General features: G+C 38.4%; 19 protein-coding genes. All 19 read left to right on the forward strand.

The annotated features are described in order from the left end of the window. Positions 1-98: 98 nt before the first annotated feature. The 19 genes from HCX62_RS05550 to pflA all read left to right on the forward strand — a co-directional run bounded on the left by HCX62_RS05550 (position 99) and on the right by pflA (position 23,643). Positions 99-1,640, forward strand: a complete 1,542-nt coding sequence (locus tag HCX62_RS05550; RefSeq protein WP_185637527.1) for an ABC transporter ATP-binding protein — start codon at positions 99-101, stop codon at positions 1,638-1,640. Further along, positions 1,633-2,685 carry an ABC transporter permease gene (locus HCX62_RS05555; RefSeq protein ID WP_185637529.1) on the forward strand — a complete coding sequence of 351 codons (1,053 nt, stop codon included), beginning with the start codon at positions 1,633-1,635 and terminating at the stop codon, positions 2,683-2,685. Before HCX62_RS05550 ends, HCX62_RS05555 begins: the two co-directional genes overlap by 8 nt. Further along, a complete protein-coding gene (locus HCX62_RS05560) occupies positions 2,682-3,632 on the forward strand; it encodes an ABC transporter permease (RefSeq protein WP_185637531.1) in 951 nt (316 codons plus the stop codon). The genes HCX62_RS05555 and HCX62_RS05560 overlap by 4 nt, the downstream gene beginning before the upstream one ends. 117 nt (positions 3,633-3,749) lie before the next feature. Beyond that, positions 3,750-5,042, forward strand: a complete 1,293-nt coding sequence (gene yfmF, locus HCX62_RS05565) for an EF-P 5-aminopentanol modification-associated protein YfmF (protein WP_185637533.1) — start codon at positions 3,750-3,752, stop codon at positions 5,040-5,042. Beyond that, the gene (yfmH, locus tag HCX62_RS05570) at positions 5,023-6,309 is read left to right on the forward strand and encodes an EF-P 5-aminopentanol modification-associated protein YfmH (RefSeq protein WP_185637534.1); all 1,287 of its coding nucleotides are present in this window, start codon (positions 5,023-5,025) and stop codon (positions 6,307-6,309) included. The genes yfmF and yfmH overlap by 20 nt, the downstream gene beginning before the upstream one ends. Positions 6,310-6,401: 92 nt before the next feature. After that, positions 6,402-7,133 (forward strand): elongation factor P 5-aminopentanone reductase, encoded by a 732-nt coding sequence (ymfI, locus tag HCX62_RS05575; RefSeq protein ID WP_185637537.1) that lies wholly within the window; start codon positions 6,402-6,404, stop codon positions 7,131-7,133. Between the two features lie 51 nt (positions 7,134-7,184). After that, complete coding sequence (locus HCX62_RS05580) at positions 7,185-8,117, forward strand: helix-turn-helix domain-containing protein (RefSeq protein ID WP_185637539.1); 933 nt, start codon at positions 7,185-7,187, stop codon at positions 8,115-8,117. Between the two features lie 90 nt (positions 8,118-8,207). Further along, entirely contained in the window at positions 8,208-8,786 is a 579-nt protein-coding gene (pgsA, locus tag HCX62_RS05585; RefSeq protein ID WP_185637541.1) for a CDP-diacylglycerol--glycerol-3-phosphate 3-phosphatidyltransferase, read from the forward strand. 68 nt (positions 8,787-8,854) lie between these two features. Continuing rightward, the gene (locus HCX62_RS05590; protein ID WP_185637543.1) at positions 8,855-10,102 is read left to right on the forward strand and encodes a competence/damage-inducible protein A; all 1,248 of its coding nucleotides are present in this window, start codon (positions 8,855-8,857) and stop codon (positions 10,100-10,102) included. A 269-nt stretch (positions 10,103-10,371) separates the two neighbouring features. Continuing rightward, positions 10,372-11,415 (forward strand): recombinase RecA, encoded by a 1,044-nt coding sequence (gene recA, locus HCX62_RS05595; RefSeq protein WP_185637545.1) that lies wholly within the window; start codon positions 10,372-10,374, stop codon positions 11,413-11,415. A gap of 299 nt (positions 11,416-11,714) precedes the next feature. After that, complete coding sequence (gene rny, locus HCX62_RS05600; protein ID WP_003721904.1) at positions 11,715-13,277, forward strand: ribonuclease Y; 1,563 nt, start codon at positions 11,715-11,717, stop codon at positions 13,275-13,277. A gap of 113 nt (positions 13,278-13,390) precedes the next feature. Then, complete coding sequence (locus HCX62_RS05605; protein WP_185637547.1) at positions 13,391-13,888, forward strand: GNAT family N-acetyltransferase; 498 nt, start codon at positions 13,391-13,393, stop codon at positions 13,886-13,888. A gap of 4 nt (positions 13,889-13,892) precedes the next feature. After that, positions 13,893-14,696: a TIGR00282 family metallophosphoesterase gene (locus HCX62_RS05610; protein WP_185637549.1), complete on the forward strand. Its 804-nt coding sequence runs from the start codon at positions 13,893-13,895 to the stop codon at positions 14,694-14,696. 16 nt (positions 14,697-14,712) lie between these two features. Then, positions 14,713-15,075, forward strand: coding sequence for a YlbF/YmcA family competence regulator (locus HCX62_RS05615; protein ID WP_185637551.1), 363 nt, complete (start codon positions 14,713-14,715; stop codon positions 15,073-15,075). A 109-nt stretch (positions 15,076-15,184) separates the two neighbouring features. Next, positions 15,185-17,767, forward strand: a complete 2,583-nt coding sequence (gene mutS / locus HCX62_RS05620) for a DNA mismatch repair protein MutS (protein WP_185637553.1) — start codon at positions 15,185-15,187, stop codon at positions 17,765-17,767. A 19-nt stretch (positions 17,768-17,786) separates the two neighbouring features. Beyond that, positions 17,787-19,598, forward strand: coding sequence for a DNA mismatch repair endonuclease MutL (gene mutL, locus HCX62_RS05625; protein ID WP_185637555.1), 1,812 nt, complete (start codon positions 17,787-17,789; stop codon positions 19,596-19,598). A gap of 16 nt (positions 19,599-19,614) precedes the next feature. Further along, complete coding sequence (locus HCX62_RS05630) at positions 19,615-20,163, forward strand: glycerol-3-phosphate responsive antiterminator (RefSeq protein WP_185637557.1); 549 nt, start codon at positions 19,615-19,617, stop codon at positions 20,161-20,163. A 425-nt stretch (positions 20,164-20,588) separates the two neighbouring features. Continuing rightward, the gene (pflB, locus tag HCX62_RS05635; protein ID WP_185637559.1) at positions 20,589-22,820 is read left to right on the forward strand and encodes a formate C-acetyltransferase; all 2,232 of its coding nucleotides are present in this window, start codon (positions 20,589-20,591) and stop codon (positions 22,818-22,820) included. Positions 22,821-22,896: 76 nt separating this feature from the next. Continuing rightward, complete coding sequence (gene pflA / locus HCX62_RS05640; protein WP_185637561.1) at positions 22,897-23,643, forward strand: pyruvate formate-lyase-activating protein; 747 nt, start codon at positions 22,897-22,899, stop codon at positions 23,641-23,643. Positions 23,644-23,668 lie beyond the last annotated feature (25 nt).

Here is a 23,668-nt window from a genome sequence, read left to right on the forward strand (position 1 = left end):
TCTTCGGGAGGAAGTACGGGGAGAGGCGGCGTCCTTCGAGAGAATCGCGCGTGTGGCTGTTTTTCCAGTTTGAACCAGACGACAAGGGGAGTGAAGAAGTGGACTTTGTTATTGAAATGTTAGGAATCAGGAAGGAATTCTCTGGATTTGTAGCAAATGATAACATTACCTTACAGTTAAAGCAGGGAGAAATTCATGCTTTGTTAGGTGAGAATGGCGCAGGGAAATCTACGCTAATGAATGTCTTGTTTGGTTTATATGAACCAGATGGTGGCGAAATTCGTGTTCGTGGTACGAAAGAAAATATTAATAGCCCGAACAAAGCGAATGAGCTTGGAATCGGAATGGTCCATCAGCATTTCATGTTAGTGGATAAATTCACGGTTGCAGAAAATATCATCCTTGGTAAAGAGCCAAGCAAATTCGGTGTTATCGAAAAGAAAAAAGCGATTGAAGAAATTAAAGAAATCTCTGATCGTTATGGCTTGCGAGTTGATCCAAATGCGGTTGTGCGCGATATTTCTATCGGTATGCAACAACGTGTGGAAATTCTAAAAACACTTTATCGTGGCGCAGACATCTTAATTTTTGATGAGCCAACAGCTGTTTTAACACCCCAAGAAATCAAAGAACTGATCCAAATTATGCGTTCTCTTATAAAAGAAGGCAAATCAATCATTTTAATTACACATAAACTAAAAGAAATCATGGATGTTTGTGATCGTGTAACTGTTATCCGCCGTGGTAAAGGCATGGGTACAGTAAACGTTCCAGAAACAACACCACAAGATTTGGCTAATTTAATGGTTGGCCGTGAAGTCGTCTTTACAACAGAAAAAATTGACGCAACTCCTGGAAAAGATGTTTTAGAAGTAAAAGATTTAGTTGTAAAAGAAAGTCGCGGAGTTGAAAGTGTTCGCGGACTTAATTTGACTGTCAGAGCTGGCGAAATCGTCGGAATAGCTGGAGTCGATGGTAATGGTCAAAGTGAACTTATTTCAGCGATTGCAGGCCTTTCTAAAGTAACTAGTGGTAGCATTCTTCTAAACGGCGAGCATATCGAAAACAAAAAACCCCGTAAAATTACGGAAGCTGGTTTAGGACATATTCCAGAAGACCGTCATAAACATGGTTTAGTTCTCGAAATGTCCCTAGGAGAAAATATTGCTTTACAAACATATTATAAAAAACCTATTTCTAGCAAAGGTTTCTTAAATCATAAAGCAATGTACGACTTTGCGCGTGAGTTAATTGAAGAATACGATGTTCGTGCAAGTAGCGAATACGTAGCAGCAAAATCACTTTCTGGTGGTAACCAACAAAAAGCGATTATTGCAAGGGAGATACACCGTAATCCAGATTTCTTAATTGCGGCTCAACCAACACGTGGACTAGATGTTGGTGCAATTGAATTCATTCATAGACGCTTGATTGAACAACGAGATAACGGAAAAGCTGTATTACTTATGTCGTTCGAATTAGATGAAATCATGAATGTGAGTGACCGTATCGCGGTTATTTACGAAGGGAAAATCGTTGCTATTGTTGATCCGAAAGAAACAACGGAGCAAGAACTTGGCCTAATGATGGCTGGTTCATCCAAACAGGAAGCGGAAATGGGGGAGAAAGAGCATGTCTAAACGACTACAAGCATTAGTTATCCCAGTTACAGCCGTTATCCTTGGACTTATCTGCGGTGCGATTATCATGCTTATTTTTGGATATGACCCAATTGCAGGTTACTCAGCACTTGTAGAAGGTGTTATCGGAGAACCTTTCTACATCGGTGAAACTATTCGCCAAGCTACACCATACATTTTAGTTGGTCTATCTGTTGCTGTTGCTTTTAAAGCCGGACTTTTCAATATCGGTGCAGAAGGTCAAATGCTTATGGGGTGGTTAGGTTCAATCATCATCGCAGTAAACTTTGATGGTTTGACAAAATGGATTCATTTACCACTTGCGATTATCACTGGTATGGTTTTCGGTGCGATTTGGGCATTTATTCCAGGTATTTTAAAAGCAACTTTACGTGTAAATGAAGTTATTGTAACGATCATGCTTAACTACACAGCACTTTATATTTTCAACTATGTTGTACAAAACTTACTTACAGATGGTTTAGATAAAACGCAAGAAGTTCATGCGTCTGCGTCTTTACAATCTGAATTATTACAATCACTTACAGATTATTCATCGCTACATTGGGGAATATTGATTGCCCTTGGTTTTGCACTTATTATTTGGTTAATGTTAAACAAAACTACTTTCGGTTATGAAATCGAAGCAGTTGGATTTAACGAAAATGCATCGCAATATGCCGGTATGAGTGTTAAGAAAACAATTATCTTTTCCATGGTTATTGCCGGAGCGCTTGCTGGTCTTGGTGGCGTAATGGAAGGCCTTGGAACATATGGAACGGCTTATGTACTAACTTCTTCTCCAGGAATTGGTTTTGACGGTATCGCCGTTGCCTTACTCGGAGGAAGTTCTCCAATTGGGATTGTCTTCTCTGCCATCTTGTTCGGAGCTCTAAAAGTCGGAGCACTAAACATGCCAGCAGTCGCAGGCGTTCCAAACGAATTAGTCAATGTAATTATCGCTCTGATTATCTTCTTTGTGGCATCCAGCTACATTATCCGCTGGGCGATGGCAAAATTTAAGAAGGGGGCGAAAGCAGAATGACAGCCATTTTAGCGACAATTGTTTCTAGTACACTGCTTATGGCAGGCCCACTAATTTTTACTGCTCTCGGGGGCGTTTATTCAGAACGAGGCGGTGTGGTCAATATTGGACTAGAAGGTATGATGGTAATGGGAGCATTCTCGGCTATCGTCTTCAACCTTACTTTCCAAGATACTTTTGGCAATTTAACTCCTTGGATATCACTTATCGCGGCGATGGTCGTTGGGGGATTATTCTCTCTTGTACACGCCGTTGCAACTATTAATTTCCGCGCTGACCACGTAATCAGTGGTGTAGCGATTAACTTTTTAGCAACTGGTCTATCTTTATTCCTTGTAAAAGTAATTTACGATAAAGGCCAAACAGATCAAATTAAGTACTACTTTGGTAAACCGGATATTCCTGTTTTGAGTGATATTCCAGTCATTGGTGAAATTTTCTTCAAAAACATTCCGGTAATGAGTTATGTGGCGATTATTTTCGCTATCGTATCTTGGTTTATTATTTACAAAACACGCTTTGGTCTTCGTCTTCGTTCTGTAGGGGAACATCCACTTGCAGCAGACACAATGGGAATCAAAGTTCGTTGGATGAGATACCAAGGTGTTATCATTTCTGGTATTCTTGGTGGTCTAGGTGGCGCGGTTTACGCCCAATCCTTTACACTTGATTTCGGACATGCAACTATTTCCGGTCAAGGTTATATGGCCCTTGCAGCGATGATTTTTGGTAAATGGAATCCGCTTGGAGCGATGGGAGCAGCGATTTTCTTCGGTTTTGCGCAATGTTTGGCAATTACCGGTGGATCACTACCCTTCTTCAAAGACATTCCAGACGTTTACTTACAAATTGCGCCTTATGTATTAACAATCCTTGCGCTTGTTGGCTTTATCGGTAAATCCGAAGCGCCAAAAGCAGACGGTGTGAACTACATTAAAGGTAAATAATACGAGCAAACAGTCTAGATTAAATTCTAGGCTGTTTTTTTATGCTAGAAAATTGTGTGTCACAACAACTTACGATACAATAGGAAAGTGAGATCATTGCTTGAAAGGAGCATTATAATGACAGACAAAATATTTCAAGAAAAAGTTGGCCCAGTTGCCCTGACAATTGTTCCAACCCAAAAATATAAATCCAATAAGATTGTTTTTAAATTTCGCGCTCCATTAGAAAGAGAAACAGTAACTAAACGGGCTTTGCTTTCGATTTTATTAGAAACAAACAGTAAAAAATATCCAACTCAAACGGATTTTAGAAAACAATTAGCAAACCTTTATGGTGCCAATTTTTATACAACAACTGCCAAAAAAGGCAATGAACATGTACTGACCGTTATTTTCGATATGATTGACGGACAATATGTATCTGATGGCAATCATATTTTAGAAGACGCTTTTGCTTTTATAGAAGAAGCATTATTCCACCCAAACGTGGCAAATGGCGCGTTCAATGAAGAAACACTTGCTCGTGAAAAAGAGAATTTAAAAAGTAGTTTAGAAGGCATTTACGATGATAAAATTCGTTTTGCATCTAAACGTTTAATAGAGGAAATGTTCCGAGATGATGCGTTTCGCTTTGGTTCAGCGGGCATCTTAGAAGATATTGATGCTATCACAGCAAAAGATTTATACGAATACTATTTACAATTTATCGCAGAAGATACGGTCGAAATATTCATTTGTGGAGATGTAACAAAAGAAGAAGTAATGCCGCTTATCGAAAAAATGGCTTTTGCCCCGCGTGCTGACCGTAAAGGTGTTTTTTATACAAAAGAAGCGCCAAAAGAAGTACGTGTCATTCATGAACAACAAGCGATTAACCAAGGGAAACTTGTGCTTGGTTATCAAACCGATACATTGTTCGGAGATGAAGATTTCGTTGCGCTACAACTTGCTAACGGTCTTCTTGGCGGATTTGCAAATTCCAAAATATTCATCAATGTGCGTGAAAAAGCGAGCCTAGCTTATTACGCCTCTAGCCGAATTGATTCTTTCAAAGGTTATATGGTTATTTCAGCCGGAATTGATGAAGTGAATTACGAACAAGCATTGTCCATCATTGAAGAACAAGTCGTTGCAATGAAACAAGGCGATTTTACAGAAGATGAGTTGAATCAAACAAAAGAAATGCTTATTAACCAATTGCTTGAAACAAATGACCAGGCACAAGGCCTAATCGAGCTCGTGTATAACAATGTTTTACGTGAAGCGAACTTAGACCTAGAAAATTGGATTGCCAAAATTAAACAAGCAACGAAAGAAGAAGTCGTTGCTGCTATTAATAAAATTAAACCAGACACCATTTATTTCTTGAGCAAGGGAGGAGAAGAACTTCATGGAAAAAATAACATTTGAGCAAGTAAAAGAAGCTGTATATCATGAGAAAATGGCCAATGGCTTACAAGTCTATCTTCTTCCAAAACAAGGATTTAGTAAGACCTATGCCGTATTCACCACAAACTACGGGGCAATCGATAATAACTTCGTCCCAATTGGCGAAACGGAATTCACGAAAGTTCCGGACGGCATTGCCCATTTCTTAGAGCATAAAATGTTTGAAAAAGAAGACGGCGATGTATTCTTTAAATTTGGCGAAAAAGGCGCGTTCACTAATGCGTTCACCTCTTTTACAAAAACAGCTTATCTTTTCTCAAGTACTTCTCGCGTAGAAGAAAACTTGGAAACGTTAATTGACTTTGTACAAGAGCCATATTTCACTGAAGAAACTGTGGAAAAAGAAAAAGGCATTATCGGCCAAGAAATCAGAATGTACGATGACGATCCTGATTTCCGCGCTTATTTTGGCGTAATCGAAAACATGTACCATAATCACCCAGTAAAAATTGACATCGCTGGAACGGTCGAATCCATCGCAGAAATTAACAAAGATTTACTATACCTTTGTTATAACACGTTCTATCATCCGAGCAATATGGTACTTTTTGTTGTAGGGAACTTAGAGCCTGAACAAATGATGAATCAAATTCGCGCCAATCAAGCGAAAAAAGAATTTGCTGAAGCGGCGCCAATCAAACGTCATTTCCCAGAAGAACCGAAAACCGTTGCTGTAAAAGAACGTAAAATCCATTTCCCAGTTCAAATCGCTAAAAATTTAGTGGGGATTAAAGAAGATATTGGTTCTCTAGAAGGACAAGCAGCATTAAAACAAGAAATTATCGGTGATGTTGCATTAGAAATGCTATTCGGTACAACATCCGACACATACTTGAAGTTATATAACGAAGGAATTATTGATGATACTTTCGGCTATGATTATACGCTCCAAGATAGTTTTTCGTTCGTTTTAGTTGGCGGAGACGCAAAAGACCCGGACAAGCAAACTGCTAAAATTAAAGAAGCTATCCAAGCGGCAGCTAAAAGTGGTTTAGACGAAGCCGATTTAGCTCTCGTTAAACGTAAACGCATCGGTCAATTTTTACGCTCGCTGAATTCACCAGAGTTTATCGCTAACCAATTTAGTCAATACGTTATGAAATCAGCTTCTCTATTTGATATTTTACCTTTAATGGAAAATGTAACTTTAGAAGAAGTAAATAGTTTCGTTAAAAACTTGGATCAAGAAGAGCGAACAACGAGTTTCCAATTGCTTCCGGAGCAATAAACAAATTTATGTCTTTTTTTAGTATAATAAATGGCATAAATTCCTGAGTCATGCTATCATAAAAGAAATAGACTGGAAAGGGTTGCCTTTTTTTGGATAAAGAGATAAAATATGCTTTTGTAACTGGAGCTAGCGGAGAGATTGGACAAGCGATTTGTTTATCACTTGCGAAAGCTGGCTGGAACTTGTATCTTCACTATTATCAAAATAAAGAGGCAGTAGAAAAATTATTGCCACAATTACAAGCGGAAGAAGTAGATGTTATGCTTATTCAAGCTGATTTTGATGATTTGACAAGTTTAACCAAAATGGAGAAGCAAGTTTTTCAAGTAGACGCATTTATTCATGCAGCAGGGCACGCCCACTATAGTTTATTCCAGGATACTACAGACACCAACATAGCTGAATTATGGAACGTTCATATGTTCATGCCAATGAGATTAATTCGTACTTTTATGCCAAAACTAATGAAAAGTAACCAAGGTAGAATTATTTTCATTAGTTCCATATGGGGAGAAATTGGTGCGTCAATGGAAGTAGCGTATTCAACTGTAAAAGGTGCGCAAATAGCCTTTTGCCGGGCGCTAAGCCAAGAAGTTGGCCTTTCTGGTATAACGGTTAATGCGGTTACGCCAGGAGTTGTCGAAACAAAAATGATGGATCAATTTTCAGACGATGAAAAAGAAATACTTCGTCAAGAAATCCCTTTAAAACGTTTTGCAAAACCCGAAGAAATTGCAGAAACTGTAGAATTTTTAACAAGTAGAAAAGCAAGCTATATCACTGGAGAAGTTTTGCGCTTAAATGGCGGTTGGCTTATGTAATTTTTAGCAAAAAAATGGAAATTTGAAATTAGTAATGGTAGGTGTTTAATTTTGACAGAACTCGGTGATAAACTGAAACAAGCTAGACGTGAAAAAGGACTCAGTTTAGACGACTTGCAACAAATAACGAAAATTCAAAAACGTTATTTAGTAGCGATTGAAGAAGGAAATTATGCTGTAATGCCTGGTAAATTTTATGCAAGGGCATTTATTAAACAATATGCAGAGGCAGTTGGGCTAGATAGCGCAACACTTTTCAATGAGTTTGAAAGCGAAGTTCCTGAAACACCGCAACAAGAAGTAGTTAATAATGAGCCAACACGAGTACAAAGTAAAAGAAATCCAATGCCTGCGCAATCTGTAGGCAATCAATCTAACACGCGTAATCGTTTCTTTGATATTTTACCAAAAATCCTTATCGCTTTATTTATTGTGTTTATTCTTTTCATCGTGTGGTTCTTCTTGCTTAATAAACAAGATAACTCCACAGAAAAAGTGAAAACAGACACAAGTAATCCTACTGTAAAAGTAGAAGATTCAACTAAAAGCGAGGACAAAAGCAAGGATACAGAGAAAAAAGATACGACATCAGACGAAGATAAATCAACAGATACAACGGACAAAGCGGAAGATACATCCAAAGAAGTAGAAGTGACTAAAGGAGAAACATCTGGTAATGCCACTACGTACACAGTGAAAAATACCGATAAAATGACCTTATCACTTAGCGCAACGGGTGATTCATGGATCGGCGTGTCAGATGCAAATGGCAGCACGATTCAAAACATAACGCTATCAACACAAAATCCGTCAACTGAAATTGATTTAGGTGATAATAAGACAGTTTCTATTGTTATTGGGAATTCTCCTGTTACAACCGTGAAAATCAATGGTAAACAGCTGGAACTTGCTCCTGACCTTGTTAAACAAGTATTAACAATTAATTTAGAAGCAAGCGATACTACTAGCTCGGATGCTGAATAATTTGTTTTATATGGCGAAATCTGCTCATTAGATTTCGCCAACATTTTTTATAATTACATACTTTTTAAATGTAAAAAAGGAGAGAAAAAGATGAATTTACCAAATAAATTGACGGTCATCCGTATTTTTATGATACCAATTTTTGTCATTCTTTGTGTAGTACCATTTGACTGGGGAAGCGTTACTTGGCTTGATTCGACTATTCCGGTTACAAGTTTAGTGGCAACGATTATTTTTATCGTGGCGGCCCTTACAGACTGGTTTGACGGACATTTAGCACGTAAGTATAACTTAATTACTAACTTTGGGAAGTTTGCAGATCCAATGGCAGACAAACTACTTGTAGCAGCGGCATTTATTATTCTTGTAGAAATGCATATTGCTCCATCATGGGTAGTCATTTTGATTATTAGCCGTGAACTTGCTGTTACTGGTTTACGTTTACTATTAGTTGAAGGCGGCGAAGTACTTGCAGCTGGTCAACTTGGGAAAATTAAAACATTCACACAAATGATTGCTATCCCACTTATGTTATTAAATAATTTCCCATTTGCTTGGACAGGCATTCGTATAGATTTAGTTTTCTTATATGTATGTGCATTCTTTGCAGTATGGTCCGGAATCGATTACTTCTACAAAAACCGTGGTGTATTCAAAGGTTCAATGTAATAAATAAAAAAAGCATACCGATGTGTGCTTTTTTTCTATACAAAAAGATAGAATGGGGATGAAAGATAATGGCAAGTGCAGAGATTATTGCGGTAGGTACAGAGTTATTGCTTGGACAAATTGTGAATTCTAATGCTGCGTTCATTTCACAAGAATTAGCAGCTGACGGAATATATGTCTATCATCATACGGTGGTTGGAGATAATCCTGCCCGTTTGAAAGAAGTTATTGAGATTGCGGAAAAACGCAGCGATATTTTAATTTTTACTGGCGGATTAGGCCCAACAGAGGACGATATTACAAAACAAATTTTGGCAGCTCACTTACAAAAACAATTAGTAGAAGATGAGTATCACATGCATAAAATTAACGAATATTTTGCTTCAAGAAATAAAACGATGACAGAAAACAACAAATTGCAAGCGGTGATTATTGAAGGCTCTATTGTTTTAAATAATGACTTTGGTTTTGCGGCTGGAATGTATTTAAAAGAAAATCAGCATACCTATATTTTGCTTCCGGGACCACCGTCTGAAATGAAGCCGATGTTTACGAGTTATGCAAATCCACTTCTTTTAAGCGAAAGCGGCGATCAAAATATTTTAGAATCTAAAATCATGCGCTTTTTCGGTATTGGAGAATCTCAGTTGGCAGCCGATTTAAACGATTTAATTATCACGCAAGTCAACCCAACTATTGCTACTTATGCTGGGGATAATGAAGTAGTTGTCCGAATTACGGCAACGGCTAAAACTAAAGAAGAAGCAAGCGCGCTTGTTAATGAAACAGAACAAGAAATATTGCGCCGCGATGGTACTTTTTTATATGGTTACGGAGAAGTTTCTTTGTCAGAACTAGTGACGGCAATGCTATTAGAAAAAGAGCTAACAATCTCTGCAGCTGAAAGTTTTACAGCTGGATTATTCCAAGCAGAAGTTGCTCACTTTCCCGGCATTTCTAAAATTTTCAAAGGTGGTATGGTGACTTACAGTGAGGAAACGAAACAATCTATATTACAAGTATCTCCCCAAGTAATAAAAGAAAAAGGCGTTGTTAGTGCTGAATGTGCGAAGGAAATGGCTGAAAATGTAAGCCGCCTTTGTAACACGGATATTGGAATCAGTTTTACAGGTGTTGCAGGTCCAGACAGCTTAGAAGGACATCCCGCCGGTACGATTTGGATTGGTTTAAGCATTAAAGGCCACGACACAGAAGCTTTTCAATTTGTTTATGGAAGAGATCGAAATCATAATCGCCGCCGTGCAGTAAAACAAGGATTTCAGTTAATTAAGCAATTTTTAGATACAAATAGGTAATTTTCGCTAAGTAGAAATGAAAAAATCACGTAAAAAAATCAAAAATAAGCAATAAAAAAGTATTAGACGAACGCTCGAAATCCCGTTATAATGGGGAAGAAAGCAGCCGGTGCTTACACAAAATAAAAAATACGAATAAATGTTCGCTTTTTGCTTGCTTCTCACTCTAAAATGCGTTATAGTAATTTTAGGAAAAACATTCTAACTGTTTTTTGAGAGAGAAGAAGTAGAAAAACAGCTATTAGGATATTTATGAAGGAGGCAACAATGTGAATGATCGTCAAGCGGCATTAGACCAAGCATTAAAACAAATTGAAAAACAATTCGGTAAAGGTTCCATTATGAAATTAGGGGAACATTCAGATCAAAATATATCTACTATTTCTAGTGGTTCATTAGCATTAGATATCGCTTTAGGAGTCGGCGGATACCCTCGTGGACGTATTATTGAAGTATACGGACCAGAGAGTTCTGGTAAAACAACTGTTGCACTTCACGCGATTGCAGAAGTACAAGCGCAAGGCGGAACAGCAGCATTTATTGATGCAGAACACGCGTTAGATCCAGCGTATGCCAAAAATCTTGGCGTAAATATTGATGAATTATTACTATCTCAACCAGATACAGGTGAGCAAGCTTTAGAAATTGCAGAAGCATTAGTTCGAAGTGGTGCAGTTGATATGTTAGTAATTGACTCTGTTGCAGCACTTGTACCACGTGCTGAAATCGAAGGCGAGATGGGTGATGCGCATGTTGGTTTACAAGCTCGTTTAATGTCCCAAGCATTGCGTAAACTTTCCGGTGTTATTAATAAATCAAAAACCATCGCTATTTTCATTAACCAAATTCGTGAAAAAGTTGGTGTTATGTTCGGTAACCCAGAAATCACACCAGGTGGACGTGCGCTTAAATTCTACTCTACTGTTCGTTTAGAAGTAAGACGTGCTGAACAATTAAAACAAGGTACAGATGTAATGGGTAACAAAACGAAAATCAAAGTTGTAAAAAATAAAGTAGCACCACCATTCCGTATTGCAGAAGTAGACATTATGTACGGCGAAGGTATTTCGCGTGAAGGTGAGCTTGTTGATATGGCTGCGGAAGTAGATGTAATCAATAAGAGCGGTTCATGGTATTCTTACAAAGAAGAACGTATCGGCCAAGGTCGTGAAAACGCAAAACAATATCTGAAAGAACATACAGATATTCGTGACGAGATTTCTAAGCGCGTTCGTGAAGAGTATGAAATTGACGGTAACAAAGAACCTCTTGACGAAAAAGAAGAAACATTAAGCTTACTAGATGACGAATAAATAACACTAAATACGTGATAGGAATTTACTTCCTGTCACGTATTTTTTACTATTTTAAAAAAACTAGGGAAAATAAGCTGACATTTCATTCCTTTCCTTGACATTGTATGCTTTGACCTATAAAATTAAGTTGTATATTTTATATTGCTGGGAGACAAGGGGGAAGTTTTTCCTTTGAAAATCGGCTTCAACTGAATGGGGAGATTAGCACTCGGTTGTTGATGAAAAATACGCATGTGCCAGAATTCTGGCCACCGACATAACAATAACGAAAATTGAATAGCAAAGGAGGTGTAAGGATGACAATCGCAATCACGATCATCTCCAGTTTGCTTTTCTTAATCGTCGGTCTAGTTGTTGGTTCTCTAATTTTTAAATCTAGTACAGAGAAAAAACTGGCTGCTGCAAGGGGGACTGCTGAATTAATTGTGGAAGATGCAAAGAAAGAAGCAGAAACTACAAAAAAAGAAGCATTGCTTGAAGCGAAGGAAGAGAATCATAGGTTACGTACTGAAATCGAAAATGAACTTCGTGGGCGAAGAACAGAGACACAGAAAGCAGAAAATCGCTTATTGCAAAGGGAGGAAAACCTCGACCGTAAAGATACTTCTTTAAGTAAACGAGAAGCTACACTTGAAAGAAAAGAGGAGAGTATCAGTAAACGTCAACAACAAATTGAAGAGAAAGAAAGCAAACTAGCTGAGATGATTCAAGCGGAGCAGACAGAACTCGAAAGAATTTCTGCGCTCAGCAAAGAAGAAGCGAAATCTATCATCCTTAACCAGGTAGAAGAGGAATTAACACATGATACAGCTATCATGGTCAAAGAATCAGAAAACCGGGCCAAGGAAGAGTCGGATAAAAAAGCAAAGAATATTCTCTCACTAGCTATCCAGCGTTGTGCAGCTGATCATGTGGCAGAAACAACAGTATCTGTTGTTACCTTACCAAATGATGAGATGAAAGGACGGATTATCGGACGTGAAGGACGTAATATCCGTACGCTTGAGACACTAACAGGGATTGATTTGATAATTGATGATACGCCGGAAGCAGTTATACTTTCCGGATTTGATCCAATTCGACGTGAAATCGCTAGAATCGCCTTAGAAAAACTTGTTCAAGATGGAAGAATCCATCCAGCTCGAATTGAAGAAATGGTGGACAAAGCCCGTAAAGAGGTGGACGAACACATTCGTGAAGTCGGGGAACAAGCAACATTTGAAGTTGGAATTCATTCCATCCATCCTGATTTGATAAAAATTCTTGGCCGCTTGCGTTACCGTACTAGTTACGGACAAAACGTTCTTAACCACTCACTCGAAGTTTCGAAACTTGCTGGAATTTTGGCAGGAGAGCTTGGCGAAGACGTTACGCTTGCTAAACGGGCCGGACTACTTCATGACATTGGTAAAGCAATTGACCATGAAATTGAAGGAAGTCACGTTGAAATTGGCGTGGAACTTGCTACCAAATACAAAGAAAATGATGTGGTAATCAATAGTATTGCTTCCCATCACGGAGATACAGAAGCTACTTCTGTTATCGCAGTATTGGTTGCAGCAGCGGATGCACTTTCTGCTGCAAGACCAGGAGCTCGTAGTGAAACGCTTGAAAATTACATTCGTCGTTTAGAAAAATTAGAAGAAATTTCTGAGTCTTACGATGGTGTAGAAAAATCTTATGCTATCCAAGCAGGACGTGAGGTACGTATCATCGTTGAACCAGATACTATTGATGATCTTTCTTCTTACCGCCTTGCTCGCGACATAAGAAAACGAATTGAAGAGGAATTAGATTACCCGGGTCATATCAAAGTGACTGTAATTCGTGAAACAAGAGCAGTAGAATACGCTAAATAATAATTAAAAGATACATCGCAAATTAATTTTGCGGTGTATCTTTTTTAATCGGTTGCCTAGCTTGAGTAAGAACGGTATAATCAAAGGATAAACGAAAAAGGGAGGCGGAGTTTTTGAGTGAGTGGAAAATTTTGCCGATGCTAAAAGAACACTATCCAGGAGTTGCTGCAGTTCATCAAGAAGGTATTAATACAGGAAATGCTACTTTTCAAGAAAAAACACTTACGTTAGAAGCATGGGATGAAAAGTACTTAAAAGCTTGTCGATTAGTTGTCCTAATGAACGACCAAGTAATTGGCTGGGCAGCGTTACTACCATTTTCAAGTATGCATGCTTATCGCGGGGTAGCTGAGTTAAGTATTTATATAGCAAAAAGTGCTCGTGGCAAAGGTGTTGGGAAAGCACTGATGCAAGAAATTATCCAAACAAGTGAGCAAAATGGCTTCTGGACCTTGCAATCCTTAATTTTCCCGGAGAATATAGCTAGTATTGCGCTTCACCATACATATGGCTTCCGAACATTATGCGTTCATGAAAAATTAGGTGAAATGAATGGCGTTTTTCGGGATGTTGCATTATTAGAACGTAGAAGTAATAGAAACGGAGAATAACAAAATGAAAATACTATTTATTGGAGACGTTGTAGGCTCTATCGGTCGCGACGCTATTACAGAATATTTACCACAATTAAAGAAAAAATATAAACCTACTATCACAGTGATTAACGGTGAAAACGCAGCAAGTGGTCGTGGAATTACAGAGAAAATTTATAAAGATTTTCTAGAACTTGGTGCGAATGCAGTGACACTTGGGAACCATACATGGGATAATCGTGATATTTTTGAATTTATCGATGATGCTAAATATTTAGTGCGCCCAGCAAACTTTCCGGACGATACAACACCAGGAACGGGTATGGTTTTTGTGAAAAGTAACCAACACGAGATTGCTGTTATCAACATGCAAGGCCGGACTTTCCTAGCAGATTTAGACGATCCATTCCGTAAAATGGACGACTTGATAGAGGAAGCGAAAAAACGGACTAATATTATCTTTGTAGACTTTCACGCGGAAACAACAAGTGAAAAAGAAGCTATGGGTTGGTATTTAGATGGACGAGTAACGGCTGTCGTTGGTACGCATACTCATGTGCAGACATCTGATAACCGTATTCTTCCAGAAGGTACAGCTTATCTGACGGATACTGGCATGACTGGCCCGTACGATGCTATCCTTGGAATGGAAAAAGAAGCCGTTATTCGCCGTTTTAAAACTGCCTTGCCGACGAGATTCGAAGTTCCTAAAACGGGCCGAGCAGTCCTGTCTGGTTGTTTAATTACACTAGACGAAAATACAGGAAAAGCGCAAAAAATTGACCGAATTCTCATCAACGAAGACCACCCATTTTCCTTTGATTAAGAATGGAGATGAAATTGTGACAGTTTCAAAAGAAGAAATCATGAAAAAAGCAACCGAACTTCGTGATGCACTTCAACAAACGGAAGAAGTTTCTTTTTACCGGGTAGCCGAGGAAAGAATAAACGCTAATTCCAAAGTGTCAGCGAAAGTTTCTAAAATAAAGTTACTTCAAAAAGAAGCGGTAAACCTAGAGCATTATCAAAAACTAGAAGCAATGAAACAAACCGAAAGTCAAATCGATAATGTTCGCGAAGATATAGATTCCCTTCCGATTGTGACAGAATTCAGACGTGCCCAAGAAGACGCTAACGATCTTTTGCAATCTATTACAACAGAGATTACAACAAAAGTAACAACAGAGCTTGAAAAAGAAAATTAACCATTTAAAACTGCCAAAACACTGGCAGTTTTTTTCTTTTGTGGTCGCGGCGAAATGAAACTTTATGCTATAATAAAAGGATGAAAAAGAAGTAAGGGATGATGAGATAATGACAGAATATACACCAATGATTAAGCAATACTTGGAAATCAAAGACAAATATCAAGATGCTTTCTTATTTTTCCGTTTAGGAGATTTTTATGAAATGTTTTTTGAGGATGCACTGAACGCTTCTCAAATTTTAGAAATTACATTAACTGGTCGTGAAGGTGGGACAAAAGAGAAAATCCCAATGTGCGGAGTTCCGTACCATTCAGCGAGCGGTTATATTGATACATTAATCGAAAAAGGCTATAAAGTTGCGATATGTGAGCAAGTCGAGGATCCTAAAACAACGAAAGGCATGGTTAAGCGTGAAGTAGTGCAGTTGATTTCACCAGGAACCGTTATGGATGAACGTGGCTTAAAAGCAAAAGAAAATAACTATATCGCTTCCCTTTATTGCTATGAAGGCAAAGAGTACGGCTTTGCTTACTCCGACTTATCGACAGGTGAATTAAAATCAACCGTTATTGAAGCTAGCGAAGATCGCTTAATTAATGAGCTAACGACACTTTCCACAAAAGAGTTGATTGTTTCCTCCTCGGAAAAAGAAGTGCTTTCGGATGTCATGAAGGAGCAACTAGGTTTAACTTTTTCTGTGCACGAAGAAGATACGATTCCAGCCGAAAACGAAAAATTAGTAACCCGCCATATGTCATTATCCGAAAAACGTGCCATTGGTAAGTTACTGCATTATTTAAAAGAAACGCAAAAGCGGGATTTAGGACATTTACAACAAGCTGTACATTACGAAACGAGCAATTACATGAAAATGGACTACTATTCCAAGCGTAATTTAGAATTAGCAGAGTCGATTCGTGGTAAAGGTCGTCAAGGTACGCTACTTTGGCTTCTAGACAATACCCAAACTGCGATGGGCGGAAGAATGCTCAAACAATGGATTGACCGTCCGTTAATAGACCGAAAAAAAATCATCGAGCGACAAAATGATGTTAGCGAATTAATGGCACACTTTTTCGAACGCTTAGAGCTAGTAGAAAACTTGAAAAATGTATACGATTTAGAACGCCTTGCTGGTCGCGTTGCATACGGAAATGTGAATGCGCGAGACTTAATTCAATTGCGTAATTCGTTATATCAGATTCCTCGTATTCGGGCGACACTGTTATCAATGAGTAGCGAGAGCCTAACAGAACTTGCTAAACAATTAGACCCATGTGAAGAACTAACCGAAAAATTAGAAGAAGCAATCATGGATTCTGCGCCGATTTCCATTCGCGAAGGCGGGATTATTAAAGACGGCTATAACAGCCAACTAGATACGTACCGCGATGCAAGCCGCAATGGGAAAACGTGGATTGCAGAATTAGAACGTAAAGAACGCGAACTAACGGGCATTAAAACGATGAAGGTAGGCTTTAATCGGGTATTCGGTTACTATATTGAAGTTACCCGAGCTAACACGCATTTGCTCCCAGAAGGCCGCTACGAGCGCAAGCAGACACTAACGAATGCCGAGCGTTATATCACGCCCGAACTAAAAGAAAAAGAAAAACTCATTTTAGATGCAGAAGAAAAAAGCATGGAATTAGAGTACCAATTATTTTCTGAAGTACGAGAAATGGTAAAAGACTACATAGAACGTCTGCAAAAATTAGCGAAGTCTGTAAGTGAAATCGATTGTCTGCAAAGTTTTGCGGATATTAGCGAGAAAAACCATTTCATTCGTCCGACTTTAAGCGAAGACGGATCTTTGCACGTAAAACAAGGTCGTCATCCCGTTGTAGAAAAAGTAATGGGTGCCCAGAGCTATGTAGCAAATGACTGCGATTTAGATGAAAATCGGGAAATTTTACTTATAACTGGACCCAATATGTCAGGTAAAAGTACGTACATGCGCCAAGTAGCCTTAACAGCAATTTGTGCGCAAGTCGGTTGTTTTGTTCCCGCTGAAGAAGCGACATTACCAATTTTTGACCAAATTTTCACGAGAATTGGCGCAGCAGATGATTTAATTGCCGGCCAAAGTACATTTATGGTAGAAATGTTAGAAGCTAGAAACGCCATCGTGCACGCGACGAAAGATAGTTTAATTTTATTTGATGAAATTGGTCGTGGAACAGCTACTTACGACGGAATGGCACTTGCTCAAGCAATCATTGAATATATCCATGAAAATGTCCATGCTAAAACACTTTTCTCCACCCATTATCATGAATTAACTGATTTGGAGAAAGAACTACGTGGATTGCAAAATATTCACGTTAGCGCCGTAGAAGAAAATGGCAAAGTAGTTTTCCTTCATAAAATTAAAGAAGGACCAGCAGACAAAAGTTATGGTATTCATGTCGCTGAGCTAGCAGAATTACCAAAATCACTTATCGAACGAGCGAGCCGTATTTTAGAGCAACTTGAAAATGATGATAAGAAAATCATTATCGCTAGTGTTAAGCAGCCAGAAGAAGTTCACGAAGAAGTGCAACTTTCGATGTTCCCAGTGGAGCCAGAAAAGAAAGCATCTTCTAAGGAAACAAAACTACTAAAAGAAATCGCCTCCATGAACATTATGCAGATGACACCAATGGACGCGATGAATAAATTATACGAACTTCAAAGTAAAATCCATTAAAAAGAAAGGCGGGTTTTAAATGGCTAAACATATTGTCGAATTAACCGATGCTCTATCCAATAAAATAGCTGCCGGAGAAGTAGTAGAACGCCCTGCTTCAGTCGTTAAAGAATTAGTAGAAAATGCAATTGATGCAGGGAGCACCGTCATCGATATTTTAGTGGAAGAAGCGGGATTAAATAAAATTACCATTATTGATAATGGTAGTGGCATTGAAGAAGAAGATGTCGCAACAGCTTTTTTACGCCATGCCACAAGTAAAATTAAAAACGAAGCAGATTTATTCCGTGTGCATACACTAGGGTTCCGCGGCGAGGCACTTCCAAGTATTGCCTCTGTGTCCCATTTGACGATGGAAACTTCTACTGGTGAAACAAAAGGAACAACTATTTCCTTAGAAGGCGGAAAAATCATTGAACAAAAAAGCGGTCATGCCAGAAAAGGGACGCAAATCGAAGTATCCCAGTTATTCTTTAATACGCCAGCACGCCTAAAATATTTAAAAAGTTTACCAACCGAACTTGGTAACATTACCGATATTCTGAATCGCTTAGCTTTGGCGCATCCGGATATCAGTTTCCGCTTTTCGCACAACGGAAAACCTTTATTACAAACCAATGGGAACGGGGATTTACGCCAAGTGATTGCAGCAATTTACGGTGTTTCGATTGCGAAAAAATCAATACCAGTTAAAACAGAGTCACTCGATTTTAAAATTTCTGGATATGCCGTATTACCAGAAGTGAATCGCTCCAACCGTAATTATATTTCGACCATCATTAACGGTCGTTTTATTAAAAATTTCGCATTAGTAAAAGCTATTCAAGAAGGATATCACACGCTCTTACCAATTGGCCGTTTCCCGATTATCGTTCTCCAAATCGAAATGGACCCAATTATTGTAGACGTCAACGTTCATCCTGCTAAATTAGAAGTCCGTTTAAGCAAAGAAAAAGAACTAGGACAACTAATTAGCCAAATGATTAAAGAGGCTTTCCACAAATTGCAAATAATTCCAGACGGAGAGATTTCTAAAAAACAAAAAGAAGTCCAAAAATCAGAACAAATTCAAATGTCTTTTGAAGAAAATAAACCCGCAAAAGAAATACCAACTCTTTTTTCAAAACCGACTATCCCTGAATATGTTCCTTCTGATGAAGATGCTCCGCGGGAAGATGATTTTATTTTGGAAACAATGCCATCATATGAACCGGAACTTCAAGCTGAGCAGGAAGAGCACCCGAAAGAACGTATTCCGAAAATGTATCCAATTGGTCAAATGCACGCAACTTATATTTTTGCGCAAAATGAAAATGGTTTATATATCATTGATCAACATGCGGCTCAGGAACGGATTAAATACGAATTTTACCGTGAAAAAATTGGGGAAGTTAGTCGCGAACTGCAAGAATTACTTGTACCAATTGTGCTTGAATTCCCAGCAGATGAGTATGTTCGTTTAGAAGAACAAAAAGCGAAATTAGAAGAGGTCGGCGTTTTCTTAGAGAACTTCGGGCAAAATAGTTTTATCATTCGTGCGCATCCAACCTGGTTCCCGAAAGACCAAGAAGAAGAGATGCTCCGTGAAATTATCGATGAAGCATTATCCGCACCAAGCATAAGTATTCATAAACTAAGAGAAGACACCGCTATTATGATGAGTTGTAAAAAATCAATTAAAGCAAATCACTATTTAACAACGCAGGACATGGAAGCATTACTCGATACACTGAGAGAAGCAAGCGATCCGTTCACTTGTCCTCATGGTCGTCCAGTGATTATTCAATACTCGACATACGAACTAGAAAAAATGTTTAAACGTGTGATGTAAAAGAGGAGGAAATAACTTGGAGTTACCATTTTCCGGTCAATCAATCATCCCAGCTGCACATAATCAAAAAGATATGGAAAAAATTTTAGAGCTTGACCTGACATATATGGTGATGCTGGAAACGCATGTAGCTCAACTAAAATCATTAGTCAAATACGCACAAGCCGGCGGGAAAAAAGTTTTATTGCATGCCGATTTAGTCAATGGACTGAAAAATGATGATTACGCAATTGACTTTTTATGCACGGAAATTTGTCCGGATGGTATTATCTCGACTAGAGGAAATGCCATTATGAAAGCTAAACAACACAAAATGCTAGCCATACAACGTCTTTTCATGATTGATTCAAGCGCCTACAACAAGGGAGTAGCATTGATACAAAAAGTACAACCTGATTGTATTGAACTTTTACCAGGTATTATTCCTGAGCAAGTACAAAAGATGACTCAAAAGCTTCATATCCCTGTTATTGCAGGCGGATTAATTGAAACTAGTGAACAAGTCAATCAAGTAATAGCAAGCGGGGCCGTCGCAGTTACAACATCCAATAAACATTTATGGTAAATAAACAGCTAAGTCGTGTAGTAATAACGACTTAGCTGTTTTTATGAAAAACAATGAAAACGCTATATTTCCTCTCGAAACATTGGTAGACAACGGTTTAAGCGTTTTCTAACTGTTCTATAGAAAACAGCAACTTTAAAACTGTATCATAACAGATAGGGGTGTTTGAAGTGGTACAGCAAAAATAAAGAATTAAAATAAAAACAAAATTAGAATCATAATAAACTAAGGAAATGGCTGTGCGAAGGGGATGATAAGCTTTTTAAATTTAAAAGACACAAAAAAGTCATAAAAAAGTTTGAAAAATATTGCACAAAACTGTAGCATTTTCCGGAGAATATGTTATGATAACAGTGTAGATTATTTATAAATCAGTTTGCTCAAACAAGCACGCTCGAGAATGAACAATAAATGGAGGTTATATGATGACTGAACAATGGTATGAATTCGCAGGTGGTAACTGGCAACAAGAAGTAGATGTACGTGACTTTATCTTAAAAAACTATCGCTTATATGACGGTGACGACACTTTCTTAGTTGGCCCTACCGAAGCAACTACAAAACTTTGGGATCAAGTAATGGACTTAACTAAAAAAGAACGTGAAAACGGTGGCGTACTGGATATGGATACCAAAATCGTTTCAACCATCACTTCACATGACCCAGGTTACTTAAATAAAGATTTGGAAAAAGTAGTTGGTGTTCAAACTGACGTACCTTTCAAACGCGCTTTACAACCATTCGGCGGAATCCGTATGGCAGAAGTTGCAGCTGAATCTTATGGTTTTAAAGTAGACGAAGAAATTAGCCATATTTTCTCTGAATACCGTAAAACACATAACCAAGGTGTATTTGATGCTTACACAGCTGAAATGCGCGCAGCTCGTAAATCAGGCGTAATCACTGGTCTTCCAGATGCTTATGGCCGTGGACGTATTATCGGTGACTACCGTCGTGTAGCACTTTACGGTGTAGACTTCTTAATCAAACAAAAGAAACAAGATTTAAACAATACAGGTTTACGCACAATGAGCGATGACGTTATCCGTCAACGTGAAGAACTAAACGAACAAATTCGTGCTCTTGGCGAATTAAAAGTACTAGGTGAAAAACATGGTTTCGACCTTGCTCGCCCAGCTAAAACTGCACAAGAAGCTTTCCAATGGTTATACCTTGGTTACTTAGCAGCAATTAAAGAACAAAATGGTGCGGCAATGAGTTTAGGACGTACATCTACATTCCTTGATATTTATGTAGAACGTGACCTACGCAATGGCCTAATTACAGAAGAAGAAGCTCAAGAAATCGTTGACCACTTCATCATGAAATTACGTCTTGTAAAATTTGCTCGTACACCAGATTACAATGAATTATTCTCTGGAGATCCAACTTGGGTTACTGAATCCATCGGTGGTATCACAGAAGAAGGCGTTCCACTTGTAACGAAAAACTCATTCCGTTTCTTACACACATTAGACAACTTAGGACCAGCTCCAGAACCAAACTTAACTGTACTTTGGTCCACTCATTTACCATCAGGATTCAAGAAATTCTGTGCTAAAATGTCTATCAAAACCTCTGCTATTCAATACGAAAATGATGATGTTATGCGCCCTAAATGGGGAGACGACTATGCGATCGCATGTTGTGTATCCGCAATGCGCGTTGGTAAACAAATGCAATTCTTTGGTGCTCGTGCCAACCTTGCTAAAACACTTCTTTATGCAATCAATGGTGGTGTCGACGAAAAATCTAAAGCTCAAGTTGGACCAGCTTACCGTCCAGTAGAAGGCGACGTATTAGATTACAAAGAAGTAATGGAAAAATATGATGCAATGATGGAATGGATTGCTGAACTTTACCTAAATACACTAAATGTAATTCACTATATGCATGATAAATACGCTTACGAACGTATCGAAATGGCTTTACACGATACAGAAGTATTACGTACAATGGCAACTGGTATCGCTGGACTTTCTGTTGCAGCTGACTCCTTATCTGCTATTAAATACGCAACTGTTCGCCCAATTCGTGACGAAGACGGCATCGTAGTTGATTATGAAATCGAAGGCGACTATCCTAAATACGGAAACAATGATGACCGTGTAGATGAAATCGCAGTTGAGCTTCTAAAAACATTCATGACTAAAGTAAGAAAACATAAAACTTACCGTGATGCAGTTCACACAACTTCTGTTCTTACAATCACATCTAACGTGGTTTATGGTAAGAAAACTGGTAATACACCAGACGGACGTCGTGCAGGCGAACCATTTGCACCTGGTGCGAACCCAATGCATGGCCGTGATACAAAAGGTGCTTTAGCTTCTCTATCTTCAGTTGCTAAACTTCCTTACGAATATGGTCAAGATGGTATTTCTAACACATTCTCTATCGTACCAAAAGCTTTAGGTCGCGAAGATGAATCTCAAATCAATAACTTAGTTGCAATGCTTGATGGTTATTCCACAAAAATGGGACATCACTTAAACATCAACGTATTCAATCGCGATACGTTACTAGATGCGATGGATCACCCAGAAGAATATCCACAATTAACTATCCGCGTTTCCGGATATGCAGTTAACTTCATTAAATTAACACGTGAACAACAATTAGATGTTATTCACCGTACAATGCACGAATCTATGTAATATCAGGCGAGAACGCTTTGACAAGGATTGCTCACCAGTAGCAATCCTTGTTATTTAGGAAAGGAAGAGGAGAATTATGACAGAGGTTTTAGGAAGAGTTCATTCAGTAGAAACAATGGGAACAGTAGACGGTCCAGGTATCCGCTTTATTGTTTTTATGCAGGGGTGTTTACTTCGTTGCCAATTTTGTCATAATCCCGATACTTGGAAAATTGGTACTGGCACAGAACGTTCTGCTCAAGATGTATTTGACGAAGCAATTAAATATAAAGAGTTTTGGGATGCTTCTGGCGGCGGCGTTACAGTTAGTGGCGGTGAACCATTACTTCAAGTAGATTTCCTAATTGAGTTTTTCACGCTTTGTAAAGCAGCAGGAGTGCATACAACAATCGATTCCTGTGGTGGTTGTTTCACACGTGATCCTGAATTTATCGAGAAATTGGACCGTTTGATGGAAGTTACAGATTTAATTTTACTGGATATTAAACAAATTAACCCAGAAAAACATTTAAAACTAACTACGAAATCCAATGCGCCAATTATTGATTTTGCTCATTATTTACGTGATAAAGAGCAACCGATTTGGATTAGACACGTGCTAATTCCAACAAAAACAGACGATCCAGAAGATTTAACCAAACTCCATGAATTCATTCAAACCCTTCCAAATGTAAAACAAGTGGACGTGCTTCCATACCATACAATGGGCGTTTACAAATGGAAAGAAATGGGCATTCGTTATCCTTTAGAAGGTATCGAAGCACCAGAAGAAGAAGTGGTAGCAATGGCTAATCAAATTTTGGAAACTAGTAGTTATAAATAGTAAAAACCGGCGAATATTATGTTCG

The organism is Listeria swaminathanii (genome assembly GCF_014229645.1).
Lineage (GTDB): Bacteria > Bacillota > Bacilli > Lactobacillales > Listeriaceae > Listeria > Listeria swaminathanii.

What these genes read in the sequence shown, in the direction of transcription:
- rny (WP_003721904.1), top strand. Translation starts at nt 11,715, where the DNA reads ATGACAATCGCAATCACGATCATCTCCAGTTTGCTTTTCTTAATCGTC.
- HCX62_RS05610 (WP_185637549.1), top strand. Translation starts at nt 13,893, where the DNA reads ATGAAAATACTATTTATTGGAGACGTTGTAGGCTCTATCGGTCGCGAC.
- mutL (WP_185637555.1), top strand. Translation starts at nt 17,787, where the DNA reads ATGGCTAAACATATTGTCGAATTAACCGATGCTCTATCCAATAAAATA.
- yfmH (WP_185637534.1), top strand. Translation starts at nt 5,023, where the DNA reads ATGGAAAAAATAACATTTGAGCAAGTAAAAGAAGCTGTATATCATGAG.
- yfmF (WP_185637533.1), top strand. Translation starts at nt 3,750, where the DNA reads ATGACAGACAAAATATTTCAAGAAAAAGTTGGCCCAGTTGCCCTGACA.
- pgsA (WP_185637541.1), top strand. Translation starts at nt 8,208, where the DNA reads ATGAATTTACCAAATAAATTGACGGTCATCCGTATTTTTATGATACCA.
- mutS (WP_185637553.1), top strand. Translation starts at nt 15,185, where the DNA reads ATGACAGAATATACACCAATGATTAAGCAATACTTGGAAATCAAAGAC.
- HCX62_RS05590 (WP_185637543.1), top strand. Translation starts at nt 8,855, where the DNA reads ATGGCAAGTGCAGAGATTATTGCGGTAGGTACAGAGTTATTGCTTGGA.
- HCX62_RS05560 (WP_185637531.1), top strand. Translation starts at nt 2,682, where the DNA reads ATGACAGCCATTTTAGCGACAATTGTTTCTAGTACACTGCTTATGGCA.
- HCX62_RS05555 (WP_185637529.1), top strand. Translation starts at nt 1,633, where the DNA reads ATGTCTAAACGACTACAAGCATTAGTTATCCCAGTTACAGCCGTTATC.
- pflA (WP_185637561.1), top strand. Translation starts at nt 22,897, where the DNA reads ATGACAGAGGTTTTAGGAAGAGTTCATTCAGTAGAAACAATGGGAACA.
- pflB (WP_185637559.1), top strand. Translation starts at nt 20,589, where the DNA reads ATGACTGAACAATGGTATGAATTCGCAGGTGGTAACTGGCAACAAGAA.